General features: G+C 64.1%; 19 protein-coding genes. 13 read left to right on the top strand and 6 right to left on the bottom strand.

Annotated elements, in window-relative coordinates:
• Positions 1-120 precede the first annotated feature (120 nt).
• From cyoA to BTHE68_RS33095, 8 genes are all read left to right on the top strand, one after another.
• On the top strand, positions 121-1008 hold the full coding sequence (gene cyoA / locus BTHE68_RS33130) for a ubiquinol oxidase subunit II (protein ID WP_162070483.1): 888 nt from the start codon (positions 121-123) through the stop codon (positions 1006-1008).
• A 3-nt stretch (positions 1009-1011) separates the two neighbouring features.
• Complete coding sequence (gene cyoB, locus BTHE68_RS33125; RefSeq protein WP_162070482.1) at positions 1012-3021, top strand: cytochrome o ubiquinol oxidase subunit I; 2010 nt, start codon at positions 1012-1014, stop codon at positions 3019-3021.
• Complete coding sequence (gene cyoC / locus BTHE68_RS33120; protein ID WP_162070481.1) at positions 3021-3623, top strand: cytochrome o ubiquinol oxidase subunit III; 603 nt, start codon at positions 3021-3023, stop codon at positions 3621-3623. Before cyoB ends, cyoC begins: the two co-directional genes overlap by 1 nt.
• A complete protein-coding gene (cyoD, locus tag BTHE68_RS33115; protein ID WP_162070480.1) occupies positions 3623-3955 on the top strand; it encodes a cytochrome o ubiquinol oxidase subunit IV in 333 nt (110 codons plus the stop codon). Before cyoC ends, cyoD begins: the two co-directional genes overlap by 1 nt.
• 170 nt (positions 3956-4125) lie before the next feature.
• The gene (locus BTHE68_RS33110; RefSeq protein WP_061177182.1) at positions 4126-4653 is read left to right on the top strand and encodes a 2,4'-dihydroxyacetophenone dioxygenase family protein; all 528 of its coding nucleotides are present in this window, start codon (positions 4126-4128) and stop codon (positions 4651-4653) included.
• A 50-nt stretch (positions 4654-4703) separates the two neighbouring features.
• A complete protein-coding gene (locus BTHE68_RS33105) occupies positions 4704-6005 on the top strand; it encodes an MFS transporter (protein ID WP_162070479.1) in 1302 nt (433 codons plus the stop codon).
• 11 nt (positions 6006-6016) lie between these two features.
• Positions 6017-6745, top strand: coding sequence for an SDR family NAD(P)-dependent oxidoreductase (locus BTHE68_RS33100; protein ID WP_162070478.1), 729 nt, complete (start codon positions 6017-6019; stop codon positions 6743-6745).
• The gene (locus BTHE68_RS33095) at positions 6742-7554 is read left to right on the top strand and encodes an IclR family transcriptional regulator (RefSeq protein ID WP_162070477.1); all 813 of its coding nucleotides are present in this window, start codon (positions 6742-6744) and stop codon (positions 7552-7554) included. Before BTHE68_RS33100 ends, BTHE68_RS33095 begins: the two co-directional genes overlap by 4 nt.
• Positions 7555-7558: 4 nt before the next feature.
• On the opposite strand, the gene BTHE68_RS33090 is transcribed toward BTHE68_RS33095, so the two are convergent.
• Positions 7559-8983, bottom strand: a complete 1425-nt coding sequence (locus BTHE68_RS33090) for an AarF/UbiB family protein (protein WP_162070476.1) — start codon at positions 8981-8983, stop codon at positions 7559-7561.
• A 192-nt stretch (positions 8984-9175) separates the two neighbouring features.
• Between BTHE68_RS33090 and BTHE68_RS33085 the strand changes: the two genes are divergently transcribed.
• Together BTHE68_RS33085 and BTHE68_RS33080 are read left to right on the top strand one after the other, a co-directional pair.
• Positions 9176-10108 carry a serine hydrolase domain-containing protein gene (locus BTHE68_RS33085; RefSeq protein ID WP_162070475.1) on the top strand — a complete coding sequence of 311 codons (933 nt, stop codon included), beginning with the start codon at positions 9176-9178 and terminating at the stop codon, positions 10106-10108.
• A gap of 242 nt (positions 10109-10350) precedes the next feature.
• A complete protein-coding gene (locus BTHE68_RS33080; RefSeq protein ID WP_162070474.1) occupies positions 10351-10761 on the top strand; it encodes a hypothetical protein in 411 nt (136 codons plus the stop codon).
• Here BTHE68_RS33080 and BTHE68_RS33075 read toward each other — a convergent pair.
• Positions 10737-11204, bottom strand: a complete 468-nt coding sequence (locus tag BTHE68_RS33075; protein ID WP_162070473.1) for a response regulator — start codon at positions 11202-11204, stop codon at positions 10737-10739. The two genes, BTHE68_RS33080 and BTHE68_RS33075, sit on opposite strands and share 25 nt — an antisense overlap.
• Positions 11205-11424: 220 nt before the next feature.
• On the opposite strand from BTHE68_RS33075, the gene BTHE68_RS33070 reads away from it, so the two are divergent.
• Entirely contained in the window at positions 11425-11664 is a 240-nt protein-coding gene (locus tag BTHE68_RS33070; RefSeq protein WP_162070472.1) for a hypothetical protein, read from the top strand.
• 94 nt (positions 11665-11758) lie between these two features.
• On the top strand, positions 11759-12313 hold the full coding sequence (locus BTHE68_RS33065) for a universal stress protein (RefSeq protein ID WP_162070471.1): 555 nt from the start codon (positions 11759-11761) through the stop codon (positions 12311-12313).
• Here the strand turns inward: BTHE68_RS33065 and BTHE68_RS33060 are convergent.
• On the bottom strand, positions 12292-13038 hold the full coding sequence (locus BTHE68_RS33060) for an IclR family transcriptional regulator (protein ID WP_162070470.1): 747 nt from the start codon (positions 13036-13038) through the stop codon (positions 12292-12294). The two genes, BTHE68_RS33065 and BTHE68_RS33060, sit on opposite strands and share 22 nt — an antisense overlap.
• A gap of 101 nt (positions 13039-13139) precedes the next feature.
• Between BTHE68_RS33060 and BTHE68_RS33055 the strand changes: the two genes are divergently transcribed.
• Positions 13140-14327: a fumarylacetoacetate hydrolase family protein gene (locus tag BTHE68_RS33055; RefSeq protein WP_162070469.1), complete on the top strand. Its 1188-nt coding sequence runs from the start codon at positions 13140-13142 to the stop codon at positions 14325-14327.
• Positions 14328-14340: 13 nt separating this feature from the next.
• Here BTHE68_RS33055 and BTHE68_RS33050 read toward each other — a convergent pair whose 3' ends face one another.
• From BTHE68_RS33050 to msrC, 3 genes are all read right to left on the bottom strand, one after another.
• A complete protein-coding gene (locus BTHE68_RS33050; protein WP_162070468.1) occupies positions 14341-15324 on the bottom strand; it encodes a substrate-binding domain-containing protein in 984 nt (327 codons plus the stop codon).
• Positions 15325-15393: 69 nt separating this feature from the next.
• A complete protein-coding gene (locus tag BTHE68_RS33045) occupies positions 15394-15792 on the bottom strand; it encodes a DUF302 domain-containing protein (RefSeq protein ID WP_162070467.1) in 399 nt (132 codons plus the stop codon).
• The gene (gene msrC, locus BTHE68_RS33040) at positions 15789-16283 is read right to left on the bottom strand and encodes a free L-methionine (R)-S-oxide reductase MsrC (RefSeq protein WP_162070466.1); all 495 of its coding nucleotides are present in this window, start codon (positions 16281-16283) and stop codon (positions 15789-15791) included. Before msrC ends, BTHE68_RS33045 begins: the two co-directional genes overlap by 4 nt.
• Positions 16284-16423 lie beyond the last annotated feature (140 nt).

Raw genomic sequence — 16423 nt, 5'->3', positions numbered from 1 at the left:
CAATTTTCCTAACATTCGCACCATCGCGAAAAAACGCGCGTGGCATGATCCTGACGCGGCGCAACGCCGTGCGGCGGCGTTCTTCCCCGGACGCTTCGATCATAGAAACCAGCGAATGCAATGAATGAAAATGCCCAACGTTTAGCAGTGCCATTGTTATCGGGGTTGATAGCCAGTCTCTGTCTTTCGGGATGCAAGCTGGAGGTGTTGGACTCGAAAGGCGTGATCGGCGCAGCGGAATCCTCGCTGATCGCCACCGCGACTTACGCCATGCTTCTTGTCGTGGTCCCGGTGATTCTGCTCACCCTGTTTTTCGCATGGCGCTATCGGGCGTCCAACAGGAACGCCACCTATGCGCCGAAGTGGGCGCACTCCACGGCCATCGAAGTGGTGGTCTGGGCCATCCCCACGATCATCATCCTGTACCTCGGCATCCTGACGTGGAAAACCACGCATGAGCTCGATCCGTACAAGCCGCTGGAATCGAACGTCAAGCCGATCAACGTCGAAGTCGTGGCGCTGGACTGGAAGTGGCTGTTCATCTATCCGGACCTGGGCGTGGCGTCGGTCAACCAGCTCGCGTTTCCGGTCGGCACGCCGGTGAACTTCCGCATCACGTCGGATTCGGTGATGAACTCGTTCTTCATCCCGCAACTGGGCAGCCAGATCTACGCGATGGCCGGCATGCAGACCAGGCTGCACCTGCTCACCGATCACGCGGGCGACTACGCGGGCATCTCGGCGAACTACAGCGGCAAAGGCTTCTCCGACATGAAGTTCCGCGCACTGGCGATGTCCAGCGCCGACTTCGACGCGTGGATCAAGAAGGTCAAGACCGCGCCCGAGAACCTGAGCATGGACGTCTACGCCGGCGTCGCACGCCCGAGCGAGAAGGTCGCGGTGCGCTATTTCTCGACTGTCGATCCGAAGCTGTTCAAGAACATCGTCGGCAAATACAACAACGGCCGCTTCGATGTGAATGGCGACAACTGTGTAACGAAGGGGTAAGCCATGTTCGGCAAATTAACGCTTGAGGCAATCCCGTACCACGAGCCCATCATCATGGGGGCGACCGTCTTCATGGCGATCCTCGCGCTCGGTACGGTCGCCCTTCTCACCAAACTCGGCAAATGGGGCTGGCTCTGGCGCGAGTATCTGACTTCGGTCGATCACAAGCGCATCGGCGTCATGTATCTCGTCGTCGCCGGGCTGATGCTCGTGCGCGGCTTCGCCGACGCCGTCATGATGCGCGCGCAGCAAGCCATCGCAATGGATTCGCCGGGCTATCTGCCGCCGCATCACTTCGACCAGGTTTTCTCGGCGCACGGCACCATCATGATCTTCTTCATGGCCATGGCGCTGCTGGTCGCGTTCTTCAACCTCGTCGTGCCCCTGCAGATCGGCGCGCGTGACGTGGCATTCCCGTTCATCAACTCGCTCTCGTTCTGGATGACGGCCGTGGCCGCCATTCTGATCAACCTGTCGCTGTTCATCGGCGAGTTTTCGGCAACGGGCTGGCTCGCGTATCCGCCGCTTTCCGAGACGCAGTTCAGTCCGGGCGTCGGCGTGGATTACTACATCTGGGCGTTGCAGTTGTCCGGCGTCGGCACGTTGCTGACGGCGGTGAACTTCTTCGTGACGATCGTCAAGATGCGCGCGCCCGGCATGACTTGGATGAAGATGCCGGTCTTCACGTGGACGGCGTTCTGCTCGAACGTGCTGATCATGGCGACATTCCCGATCCTGACCGTGGCGCTCGCGCTGCTCGCGCTGGACCGCTACATGGGCATGCACTTCTTCACGAACGACGGCGGCGGCAACCCGATGGTCTATCTGAACCTGATCTGGGCCTGGGGTCACCCCGAGGTCTACATCTTGGTTCTGCCCGCCTTCGGCATCTACTCGGAAGTGATCGCGACGTTCTCGAAGAAGCCGCTGTTCGGCTATCGCATGATGGTGTATGCGACGTGCTGCATCATGGTGCTGTCGTTCCTCGTGTGGCTGCACCACTTCTTCACGATGGGCTCGGGCGCGAACGTCAATGCCTTCTTCGGCATTATGACGATGATCATCTCCATCCCCACCGGCGTGAAGATCTTCAACTGGCTCTTCACCATGTACCGCGGCCGCGTGCAGTTCACCACGCCCGTGCTGTGGACCATCGGCTTCGTCATCACCTTCACGCTCGGCGGCATGACCGGCGTGATGCTGGCGATTCCGGGCGCGGACTTCGTGCTGCACAACTCGCTGTTCCTGATCGCCCACTTCCATAACGCGATCATCGGCGGCGTGGTGTTCGGCTACTTCGCGGGCGTGCAGTACTGGTGGCCGAAGGTGTTCGGCTTCAAGCTCGACGAAAAGCTCGGCCGCAACGCGTTCATCTGCTGGTTCGTGGGCTTCTTCGTGGCGTTCGTGCCGATCTACATCCTCGGCTTCATGGGCGCGACGCGCCGCCTGAATCACTACGACAACCCGGCATGGCAGCCGTACTTCATCGTCGCCGCTGTCGGCGTGGCGATCATCGCGGTGGGCGTCGTGTTCCAGGTCGCGCAGATCGTGGTCAGTATCATCCGCCGCAATCAGCCTGCGTATCGCGACGTCACGGGCGATCCGTGGAACGCCCGCACGCTGGAATGGACCATGAGCTCGCCGCCGCCCGTCTACAACTTCGCGAATATCCCGGCTGTACGCGAACTCGACGATTTCGCCGATGCCAAGGAACACGGCCGCATCGATGCGCGTCCGTTCGGCGACATCCACATGCCGTCGAATACGAGCGCGGGTCTGGTGATCGGTCTGTTCGCGCTGGCGTTCGGTTTCGCCGCGATCTGGCACATCTGGTGGCTGGCTATCGTGGGTCTCGTCGGCATCGTCGCGACGGCGATCGGTTATAGCTTCCGTGAGAACGCCGGATTCATCATCCCGGCCGCGACCGTGAAGTCAACCGAAGAGCGCAATCGCCCGCCGAAAGCGCCCGCGAAGGCTGGCGCCGCGCGCGAACTCGAACTGGAGGCAATGTAATGTCGCAATCGACACTGTCCGCGCATCACGCGCACGAGCATGAGCACCAGTCGCATTCCGTGTTCGGCTTCTGGGCCTACCTGATGACCGACTGCGTGCTGTTCGCGTCGCTCTTCGCAACGTTTGCGATGTTCGCGATGCAGACGGCAGGTGGCCCGACGGCCAAGGATCTGTTCAACCTGACGGATGTCGCGTACGAAACGGCGCTGCTGCTCACGAGCAGCCTGACCTTCGGTCTCGCGATGATCTCCGCCACGCGCCGCAAGTCGGGCGCGACGCTCGCGTGGCTCGGCGTCACGGCGTTGCTAGGCGTCGGCTTCCTGTGGCTGGAGATGCACGAGTTCGCGCATCTCGTCGCCGAAGGCGCGGGTCCGCAACGCAGCGCGTTCTGGTCGGCGTTCTTTACGCTGGTCGGCACGCACGGCCTGCACGTCACCATCGGTCTGATCTGGCTGGTCGTGCTGGCCGTGCAGATCGTGCGCAAGCCGCAGATGAGCGAGCGCGATCTGCGCCGCCTCGCGTGCCTGAGCCTCTTCTGGCACTTCCTGGACATCGTCTGGATTTGCGTGTTTTCCTTCGTCTATCTTGGGAGCGTGGTCTGATGGCACATACGCATACCGAATCAAGCGATTTCCCGCACGTCACGGTGCGCGGCTATCTCATCGGCTTCGTGCTGGCTGTCGTGCTGACCGTGGCTTCGTTCTGGGCCGCGACCTCGGGCGCGTTCAAAGGCGAAGGCGCGATGGTCGCGCTCGCGGTGCTCGCCGCGATACAGGTCATTGTGCATGTGGTGTTCTTCCTGCACGTGAACGCGTCGAAGGGACAACGCTGGCACGCGATGTCGTTCGCTTACACCATACTCATGTCGTTGATCCTGATCGTCGGCACGGTGTGGGTGATGCATAACGTGCATATGCTGATGATGGCGCGATAACCCGTTCGGATTCTTCGAGCGATCGAAAGGCGGCCCCGTTACAGGGGCCGCTTTTTTTCGTCCCTGCACGAATTCGGCATCCGATGAAGAATCTTGACAATTCTCGCGACGAGGCAGAATATTTGTCCATAATTTGATTTACACATCCACAATATGGACAAGGAGACGCGATGAGCGCGCCAAAGCCCGCGGCGGACGCCATGACGCCGTATCAACTTCCCTTCCCGAAAGAAGCACAAAAAGAAATCGTCATCGGTCATGCGATTCCGACCGACGAGCGCGAATGGGTTCCGCAAGCCGAAAACGTCTGGTTTCGCCCGCTGTGCCTGAATGTATCGACCGGCTACTGGATGAACCTCCTGCGCGTGCGCAAATCCGGCGTGCTGTCGCGTCATCGTCATCCGCAAGCGGTGCACGGCATGGTGCTGAAGGGCCGCTGGCGGTATCTGGAACATGACTGGGAAGCGACTGAAGGCAGCTATGTCTTCGAACCGCCCGGCGAAACCCACACGCTGTACGTGCCCGAAGACGTGGAAGAGATGATCACGTACTTCCAGGTGAACGGCGTGATGTTCTATTGCGACCCGTACGGCAACTACACCGGCTACGAAGACGTGTTCACCAAGGTCGACATGTGCCGCAAACACTACGAGGCCGTTGGTCTCGGCGCGGATTTCGTCGACCAGTTCATTCGTTGATTACCCAAACCACCTCTAACAGACTCACAAGAGCATTCGGAGGAGACAACATGTTGGAAAAATCACCGCGCCTGAAGCGCGTTCAGATCGTCGCGATCACGTTTTTGATGCTCGCGGGCATCGTCAATTATCTCGATCGCAGCACGCTGTCGATCGCGAATCACTCCGTTACGCAGGAACTCGGGCTGTCCGCGTCGCAGATGGGCCTGCTGCTCTCCGCGTTCTCGTTCGCGTATGCGTTCTCGCAGTTGCCCATCGGCGCGATGCTCGATCGCTTCGGCGCGCGCGTCATGCTCGGCCTCGGGATGTTCGTGTGGTCGGTCGCGCAGTTGTTCGGCGGGCTCGTGACGAACCTGCATCAGTTCCTCGCGGCGCGCATCGCGCTCGGCATCGGCGAAGCGCCGCAGTTTCCCGCCGGCGCGAAGGTCGTGTCCGAGTGGTTCGCGCAACGCGAACGCGGCAAGCCGACCGGCATCTTCGTCACCTCATCGACGATCGGACCCGCGCTCGCGCCGCCGATCCTCACCGTGCTGCTGCTCAACTTCGGCTGGCGCAACATGTTCGTGATCATGGGCGTGCTCGGGATCGCGGTGTCGATCGGCTGGTACATCGTTTATCGCAATCGCCGCGATGTGAAGCTCGAATCGCAGGAACTCGCGCATCTCACCGAAGGCGAGCCCGCGCAGCGCGCGGAACGCAACATGACCTTCGCGGAATGGCGCGGCCTGTTCGGCAAGGCGACGACGTGGGGCATGATCTTCGGCTTCATGGGCGTGATCTACATGGTGTGGCTGTATCTCACCTGGCTGCCCGCGTATCTCGAACATGAGCGCCATCTGACGATCGCGAAGACTGGCTGGGTCGTGACGATTCCGTATCTCGCAGGCACGCTCGGCATGCTGTCGTCGGGCTTCATCGCCGATGGTCTGATGGCGCGCGGCGTCGCCCCGATCCGCAGCCGCAAGTGGCCGATCTGCTCGGGTCTCATCGGCGGCGCGCTTTTCACGGTGCCGGCCGCGTTCACGCCGAATCTCACGCTCGCGATCGTCTATCTCTCCGCCGCGATGTTCTTCGTCAACATGGCGAGCGGCGCGGCATGGGCGCTCGTTTCCGTCGCCGCGCCGCGCCACATGGTCGCGTCGCTCGGCAGTATCCAGAACTTCGGCGGTTACTTCGGCGGCTCGTTCGCGCCGTTCATCACCGGCCTCGTCGTCGACAAGACGCACTCGTTCGTGAACGCGTTCCTGATCAGCGCGGGCGTCGCGTTCGCCGCCGCGCTCGTCTACATGTTCGTCGTGCGCGCGCCGATCGAAGACGCCGAACAGCAAGCCGCACCCGTTCCCGTCGTCTAAATCACAACGTTATGACTTTTCAGGCTGATCTCTTCAAGGGCAAGACCGTCGTCGTGACCGGCGGCACGCAGGGCATCGGCGCGGGCATCGCGCAACAGTTCGCCGCGCTCGGCGCGCGCGTGATCGCGGCCGGCCTCGCGCCGACCGTAGCCCAACGTGACGCACTCGGCGATGGCGTCGAACTCGCCGCGCTCGATGTCGCCGATGCCGCCAGCGCCGCCGCGCTGTTCGCCACGCTCGACGCGCTCGACGTGCTCGTCAACTGCGCGGGCATGATCCGTCGCGGCGACGAGCACGACATCGAAACGTTCGAGCGCGTGATCGCCGTGAACCTCAACGGCACGATGCGGATGTGCGCCGCCGCGCGTCCCTTGCTCGCGAAGAGCAAGGGTTCGATCGTCAACACGGCGTCGATGCTGACGTTCTTCGGCGGCGGGCTCGTGCCCGCGTACAGCGCGAGCAAGGGCGGCGTCGCGCAACTGACGAAGTCGCTCGCCATCGCCTACGCGGCCGATGGCATCCGCGTGAACGCCGTCGCGCCCGGCTGGATCGCGACGCCGCTGACGCAAGCGCTCCAGGAAGACGACGGCCGTTCGCAGGCCATCCTCGAACGCACGCCGATGAAGCGCTGGGGCTTGCCGGAAGACGTCGCGCGCGTGACGGCGTTTCTCGCGTCGCCGGCGGCGTCGTTCATGACCGGCGCGATCGTTCCCGTCGACGGCGGCTATCTCGTGGCATGATTCGCAGCATCATGCTGACCGACACCACCGCTCTCGACGCCGCCAAAGCCAGCGGCACCGCCGCCTTTTCGAAGTTCATGGCGGTGCTGCAGGTCATCGCCGATGCCGACGAGCCGCCGAGCATCGCGCGGCTCACGGCGGCGAGCGGCTATCCGCGTCCGACGGTGTATCGCATCGTCGGCGCGCTGATCGCGGAGGGGCTGGTGGTCGAGAGCGCGCGCGGCGGCTGTTACGCGCTCGGCCCGCGCCTGATGTCACTCGCGAGCCGCAGCTGGGAACGCTCGGACTTGCGCATCGCCGCCGCCGACGCGCTGCAGACCTTGCGCGACGCCACCCAGGAAACCGTGCACCTCGCGGTGCGCAGCGGCTCGGAGATGGTGTACGTCGAAAAGCTCGAAAGCCCGCACGCGGTGCGCATGGCCTCGCGCATCGGCACGCGCGTGACGCTCTATTCGAGTTCCGTCGGCAAGGCTTATCTGTCGACGCAGACGCCCGCCGAACGCGATGCGCTGCTGCAAGGCATCGCGTTCGAGCGCTTCACGCCGAATACGATCGTGGAGCGCGCCGCGCTCGACGCCGAACTCGACGCGACCCGCGCGCGCGGCTACGCGGAGGACCGCGAGGAAAACGAGGCGCAGATTTTCTGCTACGGCAGCGCGATCGTCGGCGCGAACGGTGCGACGCTCGGCTGCGTGAGCGTCAGCATTCCGCTGTTCAGAAAGTGCGCGACGCCGCTCGAAACGTACGTGATGCCGCTCAGGGAAGCGTGCCGTGCGATCGCGGAGCGCATGAGCCCCGGCACGCGCTGATGAATTATCGTCGCGCTGTCGCCGCGTAGTGCGCGATGAGCGTCGGCAAGCGCGGCAGCGTATGCGGCCAATGCGTCGCTTCGCGCGCGAGACGCGCCGCGAGACTCCTGCAACTGAACTGATCCGCTGCAAGCCGCACGATCACCTTGCGCGCGATCTTCCATACATCGACATTCGGCGCGATCTCCTGCGCCACGCGTTCGATGCGTTCCACCGCCCTCGACAACAGCACCGCGCGCGACGCGATGCGCCCGTGCCCCGCGCTGAACATGTGCTCGGCGGGCGCCTTGCCGATCGCGCCGAACAGTTGCGCCACGCCCACGCCGTGCCGCGCGTGCGGCGACGCGAAGCGCTCGGCCTCGCGCCGATACGTCGCTTCGACCCGCACTTCATGATGCGTCGCGTTCGTCGCGGGCCGGCCGTGTTCGAGATGCGCGCGCGCCGCCGCCTTGTGATCGCCCGACATGAGCGCATGCGACACGCCGACGAGAAAATCACGCTCGTGCGCGGCGAAGATCATCAACGGGTTATCGGCTTCCAGGACGATCTGGCCGCGCGTCCCGGGCTCGATGCTCACGCGCGCGCCCGCCGCATCGAGCCCCGCGTGATATACGCCAACATCGAGCGACATTTCGAAGAACGCTTCGATGAGCGTCGCGAGGACATCGGCCTGATCGAGCCCGCATGACGCAAGCGCGTCCGCATCCGATAGCGCGGCGGTTTCGATCGCGCGCGTGGTCAGCACTGCGTCGTTGCAATAGTCCCACAGCACTTCGGGCACGGCGAGGCGGTCGTCGTCGCGCAGGCGATAGCGCAAATAGCTCTGATCAGCGGCGCGCTGGCGCAAGTCGATCATCGCGTCGACGCTTTCACGCGCCCGCCGCACCCATTCCACCGGATGCATCTCGCGCGCCTGCGCCGAGCGCCGTTCCGCGAAACGCGCCGCCGCGAGCGCGAGATCGAGATCGTCGTCGAGTTCGGCGCGGGTGTCGGCGCGCAGCAGCGTTACACGCACCGGCGTCTCGCCGATGCGCGCCGCATGTGTCTGCTCCGCGATGCCCGAACGCAGCGGCACATCGCTCAACCCGGTGAGGTCGAATGAAAGTGCGGCGGGAAACGTCGCCCTGCAAGCCGCGCGAAAGGCGGCCGCGTCATAGGGCGTGAACAGTCCGTCGACTTCGTGCAAGGCGACGCGCACTGCCGTCTCCGCGAGCGCGGGATGACGCGCGAGCGTCCCGGAAGCGTTTTCCAGCACGCGTGAGAGTTGCGAGAGCGCGGGCACGCCTGCGCCGAGCGGCGCGGCGCGCGCACCGTGGGACGCGAAGAAGCGCGCCACGCGGGTGATCGCGGCGCCGTCGCTGGTCAGCTGGCTTTCGTGGACGAACGCCCGGCCAAGCCGCCAGAGCGTCGCGAGTCGTCGGACAGACAAATTCAGGCTCGCTGAAAGTGAGTTGAAACCGCTGAAAGACTGCGATGCCGCGCTGCGTGGCATCCGGATTGCTCGATGTGTAACACGATTCGGCGGAACCTGCACGCGGATCAAGCGAATCGTTCTTTGCGCTCGACCGTACTTTTTTGCTTCGGTATCCTGCTTATATCTTCATTCCGGCATCTCTTGCTCATGACGTTCGTCAACGATTCCGGCTTCACTTCATTGCAGAAAGCGCTGGCCGGGCAACCCGGCGTGCGTAGTTTCGTCATCGCTCACGAAGACCGTATCGTGTTCGAGCATTATCGGTACGATGTCGACGCGCAAAGCCCGCAGGACATCAATTCGGTCACGAAGACGGTCGTCGGACTCGCGGTCGGCGCGGCGTTGCGCGCAGGTTTGCTGCCGCCGCTCGACACACCCGTTTGCCACCTCCTGCCGCAGATGCGCTTATACGGCTTCGATCGCCGCGTGCAGCGCATCACGCTGCGGCATCTGCTGACGATGACTTCCGGCTTCGAATGGGATCAGAGCGTCATCGACGAGTGCGTGCTCGGCCCGTGCGAGCGCTTTTCCCGCGAAGGAAGCCGGCTGCGCTTCGTCCTGGCGCGGCCGATCGCGCAGCCCGGCATGCGCTTCGAATACGACTCACACGCGATGCTGTTGCTGTCGCTCGTCATCGAATCCGCTACGAAACGCACGCTCGAGTGCTACGTGCGCGACACGCTGTTCGCGCCGCTCGGCATCGCGAGTTGTGAATGGATCAGCGACGAGGATGGACATACCTTCGGCGGCCGCGGCCTCACGTTGCGCACGCGCGACATGATCAAAATCGGGCAGTTGATGCTGCATCGGGGCGTGTGGCGCGGCGCGCGGCTCATCGACGCAACGTTCATCGATGAAGCCACCGCCGTGCATAGCGATGGCGGCCCGCCGATGGACGACGCGCAATACGGCTATCTCTGCTGGATCGATCCGCGCTATGTGTTCGCCGCCGGATACGGCGAGCAGTTCATCTTCGTCGCGCCACGCGAGCGGATCGTCGCGGCCGCGACCTGCGACAACGACGACACGCTCAAAGGCGTGCGCGACTTGTTTGCCCGGCATGTGCTGGGCGCGTCGTGACCGGCACGGCAATAGCCTGCTTTGAGCAGCAATAAATCCTGCACATTCCGAAACAAAAATGCCCTGCGCTTCAGTTCGCAGCGCGTGTTGCGTTGACTGTATCTTTTTGTCGATACGTACTTCGGATTAATTTCGATACGGTATCTTATTAAAGCGGTAGGCTACAACGTATCAATATCAAGAACGAGGTCGATTCGCGCGCCCGTGCACGAAGACCATAAAGATAAATCGAGAGAGGCGCCATGCAACACCCTTCCGAAGCCCCGATGGCGAAGGCGATGTACATCCTTGGCCAGATCGGCGCGATCATCTGCCATGAACGCGGGCCGCGCCCGCAAACCGCTGTGCTGACGAGGATGGCATCGCGGCCCGCCGAGGGTTTCTCTATCGCGGTCGCGCGAATGAACGAGATGTGCCCGCCGCGCCGCGGCCATCGACGCGCGTTGCTGCAATGGAAGCACAAGGAAATCCGCCGTCTGAGCCGGATGCTGCCCGATCCACTGCCGACGGCCGCGTCCGCGCACTCGCAGATGCCGTTCTGGGCCGGCTATTGTCAGTATTGGGAAGACATACTCAAGGAACACGTTCAGCGCGACATCGATCAGCTTGCGCTCAAGCTCGACGACATTCAGCGCAAGCGCGCCGATGCGTGATCGCCCTCGCCCTCCCGCATCGAGAAATAGTCCTGCAATATCGCGATCATTCCGTCGAGTTCCGTCGGCTTGACGAAGTAGCCGTTGAAGCCGGTGCGTTGCGCGCGCGTGAGGTCTTCGGGGTCGGTGCGGCTCGTATGCGCGATCAGCAGCATCGACAGATCGATCGCGCGAATCGCTTCGGCGGCTTCCCAGCCGTCGCCGAGCGGCATCATCAGATCGAGCAGGATCACGCCCGGCCGCCATTTGCGCGCGAGCGACACGGCGTCGAGCCCCGTGTGCACCGCGCGCACGGTGAACGCGGCGTCCTCGAGCGCAAGACAGATTGCGCGCGTCGCCTCCAGATCGTCATCGGCGATGAGCACGCGCGGCTCGTCGGGGCGCGTTGCGCGCGGCGGAATCTGCCACAGCGCTTGCGAAGGAACACGGTCGTGTCGTTGCATCGTTTTGGCCTCGGAATGGACGGAGATGAGAGCAACGATCATTCCCTCGCGGGTCGCTGAAGGCGCAGCGCCAGGCGGGGTGCGGTCCGCCGACGTTACACTTCGGGATTACCCGGTGGCTGTCGCGGCGCGCCGGTTCACGCGCGCCGTGCAGGATCTGCACCGCCGTGGCTCGTGCGGCGGCGATGGTGCATTCATCTCCAATACGAGAGGCTAATCGATGTTCGTCGTGTATTGGCTCGGCGGCAACCCTGATATCGAAGGCGCGGCGCACTTCAAACGGTTCGATGAGAACGCGCTTTCCGATGCGCTGCGCTTTGCGGAGGCGTTGCGCCGCCGCCAGTCCGATGGCGAAGATATCGGCTTCGTCACGCTATGCAGTGAAAACCCGCATTCGGTCGGCAAGCCTGGCGTCGCGGATCCGCCTGCCGGTTATGACTGGAAAAAACGCCGCCGTTAAGTTCCTGCCTAAAAAATACCAGCGTGCGCGCTCATTCGCGCCTAAGTCTGCACGACGATCATCCTGTCTGAACGAACCAGACCGGAGACGCATCATGTACAAGCACATCCTCGTCGCAGTAGGCACGAGCCTCAGCGAAAGCGCTTTGACCACCGCCATCACACGCGCCCGCGCCTGCAACGCGCGTCTGACCGCGCTGCATGTCGTCGATCAGACGCCGTGGTGGGCCGTCGTCACCAGCGACAGCGATCCGGACGAAACGCTCGGCGTCATCGACGATCACGCGCGCGCCGTGACGCGTTATGCGGCGCGGCTGATCGACAGCGCGGGCATCGACGGCATCGCGCGCAGCGTCACGCAGCCGCTCGACGGCACCAGCGTCGGCGCGTTGATCGCGAAGGAGGCGCAAGCGGCGAGCGTTGATCTCATCGTGCTCGGCGGCGAAGCGGACACCGGCTGGCGGCACGGCGAAGCGCGTCTGCGCGATGTGGTGTGTATGCACGCGCGCTGCGACGTGCTGATCGCGGCGCACGCGCCGGCGCCCCTTTATGCGGAAAAGGACATGGAGTCGATCGAGGCGCGCTTCGCCGCTTCGCAGGGCCGCGCGCAAGCGCGCGCATCGCATCGTCAGAGCGCGCCGCGCAAGTGAGCCGCAAGCTGCACGATGCCGATCGAAATCTGCTTCTCACGTTTCGGATCGAGCCGGCCGACCGGCACGCTCGTCGATACCGCGACGCGCTTGCCCGCCGGCGTCATCCCGACGAAGGCCGCGAAACACGCGAGTCCCTCGGCGACCTCCTCGCGCTCGACCGCGAGCCCGCTCGCACGGATCGCCGCGAGTTCGCGTAACAGCGCCGCGCGCCGCGTAATGGTGCGCGGCGTGACCGCTTCGAGACGCTCGGGCAGACGTTCGACGACGGCTTCGTCGCTCATGCCGGCAAGCAGCGCCTTGCCGAGCGCGCAGCAATGCGCGGGCAGACGCGAACCGAGATCGGAGACGAGCCGCACCGGACGATGCGCGTCCTCGCGCGCGATATAAACCACCTGCACGCCGTCGAGCACGGCGAGTTGGACCACCTCGTTATGCTTGTTGATGAACGCGCCCGCGCCTTCGCGGAACGCGGCCTGAAGCTTGTCGTGACGCACGTACGCGTTGCCGAGCTCGAACAGGCCGACGCCGATCATGTAGCCGTCGTCGCGCTTGTCGATCCATTGCATGCGCGCGAGCGTTTCGAGCATCAGATACAGCGTGCTGCGCGACAGGCCGGTCTGTTCCGCGAGCGTGGCGGCGCGCACCGGCTTGGCAGCGGCGGCGAGCGCTTCGAGAATGTCGCTCGCGCGGCGCAGCGCGGGGACGTCATAGGTCTTTTCCATGGGTGGATCTTCCAACAGGTTGGACATTTAATCAACCTGATGGACACTGCCCCGCACGCGGGCTACGATCGGCTTTCCTTTCCCGCCCGTCATTCGCATTCATGCAAACCGTCAACGTCTCCTCCTGTCTGCCCGAAGATTTCGCCGATGCCGTGCTGATCGGCCGCGTCTGGCGTCCCGCGCCTGTGAACGGTCCCGCTGTCGTCGCGGTGCGCGGCGGCGAAGTGTTCGACATCACGCGCGCCGCGCCGACCACCGCCGATCTCTTCGATAGCGCCGACGCACTCGAAATAGCCCGGAACGCGGAAGGCGAGCATCTCGGCGGCGTGCAGGACCTGTTGCAGGCAACGCTCGATGCGTCCGCCGATGGCCCGCGTCTGCTCGCGCCCTGCGATGTGCAGGCGGTGAAGGCGTGCGGCGTCACGTTCGCGGTGAGCTTGCTGGAGCGCGTGATCGAGGAACAGGCCGGCGGCGACGCGAGCCGCGCGCAGGAAGTGCGCGACACGATCAACAAGCTGATCGGCGCGGATCTCTCGCAGATCAAGCCCGGTTCGGAAAGCGCGGCGAAGCTGAAGGCGGAGCTTGAGCGTCGCGGCGCGTGGTCGCAGTACATGGAAGTCGGCATCGGGCCGGATGCGGAAGTGTTTTCGAAGTCGCAGCCGATGTCATCGGTCGGCTTCGGCGCGGATGTCGGCCTGTATCCGACATCGCAATGGAACAACCCGGAGCCGGAGATCGTGCTCGCGGTGAATGCGCGCGGCGAGATCGTCGGGGCTACGCTCGGCAACGACGTGAACCTGCGCGATATCGAAGGCCGCAGCGCGCTGTTGCTCGGCAAGGCGAAGGACAACAACGCGTCGTGCGCGATCGGGCCGTTCGTGCGTTTGTTCGATGAGCGCTTCACGCTGGATTCGGTGCGCGGCACGAGCGTGTCGCTGCGCATCGAAGGCGCGGACGACGGTTTCGTGCTCGAAGGCGTCAGCCACATGAGCGAAATCAGCCGCGATCCGGCCGATCTCGTCACGCAGACGCACGGCGCGCATCATCAGTATCCGGATGGCTTCATGCTGTTTCTCGGCACGATGTTCTCGCCGATCAAGGATCGCGATACGGCGGGCGGCGGATTCACGCACCATCTCGGCGATGTCGTGACGATCTCGACGCCGAGCCTCGGCGCGCTCGTCAATACGGTGAGGCTCTCGACGGAAATCGAGCCGTGGACGTTCGGCGTGAGGGCGTTGTATCGGAGTCTTGCGACGCGGGGGTTGTTGGGGAAGGCGGGGGAGTAAAGTCAGGGGCGTCTCACGCCCCCCCAAACCGAAACCCCTTCGCCTGCCCTTTCGTCACCAGTTGCACCGGCGTCTCCATATATGGCGACAAATCCCTCTGCCGCCGCTTCTCGAGCAACGCCTTCACCGCCACATCGACACCGAACACCGCCTGCCGCGCGCCGAATTGCTCAACGGTCGCAAGCAGGCGGCCGTCGTCCAGCATCGGCTGCACGGCTTCGATGTTGTTGTAGCCCGTCACCAGCACGCGGCCTTTCTTCCCGGCGATGCGGATCGCGTCGATTGCGCCCATCGCGATGTTGTCGTTCGCGCAGAGCAGGCCGCGCACGTCGGGATGCGCGTAAAGCATCTGCAGCGCGATCGACTTGCCGCTCGCGGCGGTCCAGTCGCCGCCGTCCGCATCGGCGATACGCATGCCCGCTGCGGACATCGCTTCCCTGAAGCCGAGCGTGCGTTGCTGCGCGTTGCGATCGTTCGACGGCCCTTCGATGATGCCGACCTCGTCGCCCGCCTTCAGCTTCGAGCCGAGATACGCGCCGACGAGCTTCGCGCCGCGCCGGCTGTCCGGTCCGACGAACGGAATCGCGAGGTCCGCCACTTCCTGCGCGGCTTCGTCGAACGGATTGTCGATCGCGATCACGATGATGCCCGACGCAATCGCCTTCGCGGCCACCGGCAACAGCGCCTTCGAATCGGCAGGCGCGATGACGATCGCGTTGGTCTTTGCGTCGATCAGCGTCTCGACGATGTGTATCTGCCCCGCGACGTCATTGTCGGCGAGCGTGCCGTGCGTGGTCAGATCGAGTTGCGATGCGTAGTGCCGCTGGTAATTGCGCGCGCCTTCGATCATCGAGACGACGAACGGATCGTTCAGCGACTTCATCACGAGCGCGACCGTCACCTTGTCCGATGCCGCGCGCACGTCGCACACGCGCGCGAACGAGCACGCGCTCAGGGCGCACGCGGCAAGCAGGCGGCGGCGGGCAAGGCTCGTCATGGAATTTTGAGACAGATGAAAACGTCTCATTGTAGACGCACGCGTCTGCGCGCCGATGACGCCAGATCGTCAGCGCGCAGACGCCTCCGCGAGCGCGGCCACGCCGCCTAGCGGCTTCATCAGTTCGGCGTCGAGCCCGTGACGCGCGCGCAGAAAGTCCGGCGCGTTATAGGAAAGCCACGCGCGGCCGTCGGCGTCTTCCCATGACAGCACCTTGAGCGGCAGGTCGAGCGCGGCGGTCGGCACCGCCTGCATCAGTGGCGTGCCCGCCTGCGGATTGCCGAACACGAGCAACTGGCTCGGCGGCATCGTGAGGCCGGCGCGCGCCGCGTCGCCGCTGAAGTCGATGCGCGCGAACAGAATCAGCCCGCGCGCGCGGATCAGCGCTTCGAGCCTGTCGGCGGTCGCGACGGCGCCCTGCGCGCTCGCGATCGTGACGACGCCGTTGTCCGCGGGATCGATGCTCATTTTTTCCACGCAAGCGCGACGAACGCCGTACACAGCGCTTCCATGCCGAGCGCGTCTTCGTCGTCGAAACGGTTCGGCACGGGGCTGTCTACGTCCCATACGCCGATCAGCGTGCCGTCGCTCGCGATGAGCGGCACGACGATCTCCGAGCGCGACGCCGAATCGCACGCGATATGCCCGGGAAACGCGTGCACATCTGGCACGACCTGCGTGCGCCGCTCGCGCGCCGCGGTGCCGCACACGCCGCGTCCGAGCGCGATCCGCACGCACGCCGGCTTGCCCTGAAACGGCCCGACGACGAGCTCGTCGCCATCGAAGAGATAGAAGCCCGCCCAGTTCAGATCCGGCAGCGTGTGATAGACGAGCGATGAAAAATTCGCGGCATTGGCGATGAAGTCGGTTTCATCGGCGATGAGCGCGCGGGCTTGCTGGAGCAGCTCGTCGTATTGCGCCGCCTTGGTCGCGTGCGTGGCCTGGGAGATCGAGAACATGGAACGGCGAAAGAAGTGTCGAAAAGTGTCGCCGACGATAGTACATCGATTCGGCCGATGCTTCGCGTAAGCGCGTCGCAAGGCAGCGTCGCGCGGCTTGGCAGCGCCGGCTGCATCGCCTAGTGTGAATCGCACCGGGT

The sequence above is a fragment of the Burkholderia sp. THE68 genome (assembly GCF_009938265.1).
GTDB lineage: Bacteria > Pseudomonadota > Gammaproteobacteria > Burkholderiales > Burkholderiaceae > Caballeronia.
The sequence above is the reverse complement of the archived record's forward strand: the minus strand, read 5'-3'. Positions and strand labels throughout refer to the sequence as shown.

Excerpts from the sequence above, each read along its gene's own strand:
- cyoA (WP_162070483.1), top strand. The coding sequence starts at position 121 with ATGAATGAAAATGCCCAACGTTTAGCAGTGCCATTGTTATCGGGGTTG.
- cyoB (WP_162070482.1), top strand. The coding sequence starts at position 1,012 with ATGTTCGGCAAATTAACGCTTGAGGCAATCCCGTACCACGAGCCCATC.
- cyoC (WP_162070481.1), top strand. The coding sequence starts at position 3,021 with ATGTCGCAATCGACACTGTCCGCGCATCACGCGCACGAGCATGAGCAC.
- cyoD (WP_162070480.1), top strand. The coding sequence starts at position 3,623 with ATGGCACATACGCATACCGAATCAAGCGATTTCCCGCACGTCACGGTG.
- BTHE68_RS33110 (WP_061177182.1), top strand. The coding sequence starts at position 4,126 with ATGAGCGCGCCAAAGCCCGCGGCGGACGCCATGACGCCGTATCAACTT.
- BTHE68_RS33105 (WP_162070479.1), top strand. The coding sequence starts at position 4,704 with ATGTTGGAAAAATCACCGCGCCTGAAGCGCGTTCAGATCGTCGCGATC.
- BTHE68_RS33100 (WP_162070478.1), top strand. The coding sequence starts at position 6,017 with ATGACTTTTCAGGCTGATCTCTTCAAGGGCAAGACCGTCGTCGTGACC.
- BTHE68_RS33095 (WP_162070477.1), top strand. The coding sequence starts at position 6,742 with ATGATTCGCAGCATCATGCTGACCGACACCACCGCTCTCGACGCCGCC.
- BTHE68_RS33085 (WP_162070475.1), top strand. The coding sequence starts at position 9,176 with ATGACGTTCGTCAACGATTCCGGCTTCACTTCATTGCAGAAAGCGCTG.
- BTHE68_RS33080 (WP_162070474.1), top strand. The coding sequence starts at position 10,351 with ATGCAACACCCTTCCGAAGCCCCGATGGCGAAGGCGATGTACATCCTT.
- BTHE68_RS33075 (WP_162070473.1), bottom strand. The coding sequence starts at position 11,204 with ATGCAACGACACGACCGTGTTCCTTCGCAAGCGCTGTGGCAGATTCCG.
- BTHE68_RS33070 (WP_162070472.1), top strand. The coding sequence starts at position 11,425 with ATGTTCGTCGTGTATTGGCTCGGCGGCAACCCTGATATCGAAGGCGCG.
- BTHE68_RS33065 (WP_162070471.1), top strand. The coding sequence starts at position 11,759 with ATGTACAAGCACATCCTCGTCGCAGTAGGCACGAGCCTCAGCGAAAGC.
- BTHE68_RS33060 (WP_162070470.1), bottom strand. The coding sequence starts at position 13,038 with ATGGAAAAGACCTATGACGTCCCCGCGCTGCGCCGCGCGAGCGACATT.
- BTHE68_RS33055 (WP_162070469.1), top strand. The coding sequence starts at position 13,140 with ATGCAAACCGTCAACGTCTCCTCCTGTCTGCCCGAAGATTTCGCCGAT.
- BTHE68_RS33050 (WP_162070468.1), bottom strand. The coding sequence starts at position 15,324 with ATGACGAGCCTTGCCCGCCGCCGCCTGCTTGCCGCGTGCGCCCTGAGC.
- BTHE68_RS33045 (WP_162070467.1), bottom strand. The coding sequence starts at position 15,792 with ATGAGCATCGATCCCGCGGACAACGGCGTCGTCACGATCGCGAGCGCG.
- msrC (WP_162070466.1), bottom strand. The coding sequence starts at position 16,283 with ATGTTCTCGATCTCCCAGGCCACGCACGCGACCAAGGCGGCGCAATAC.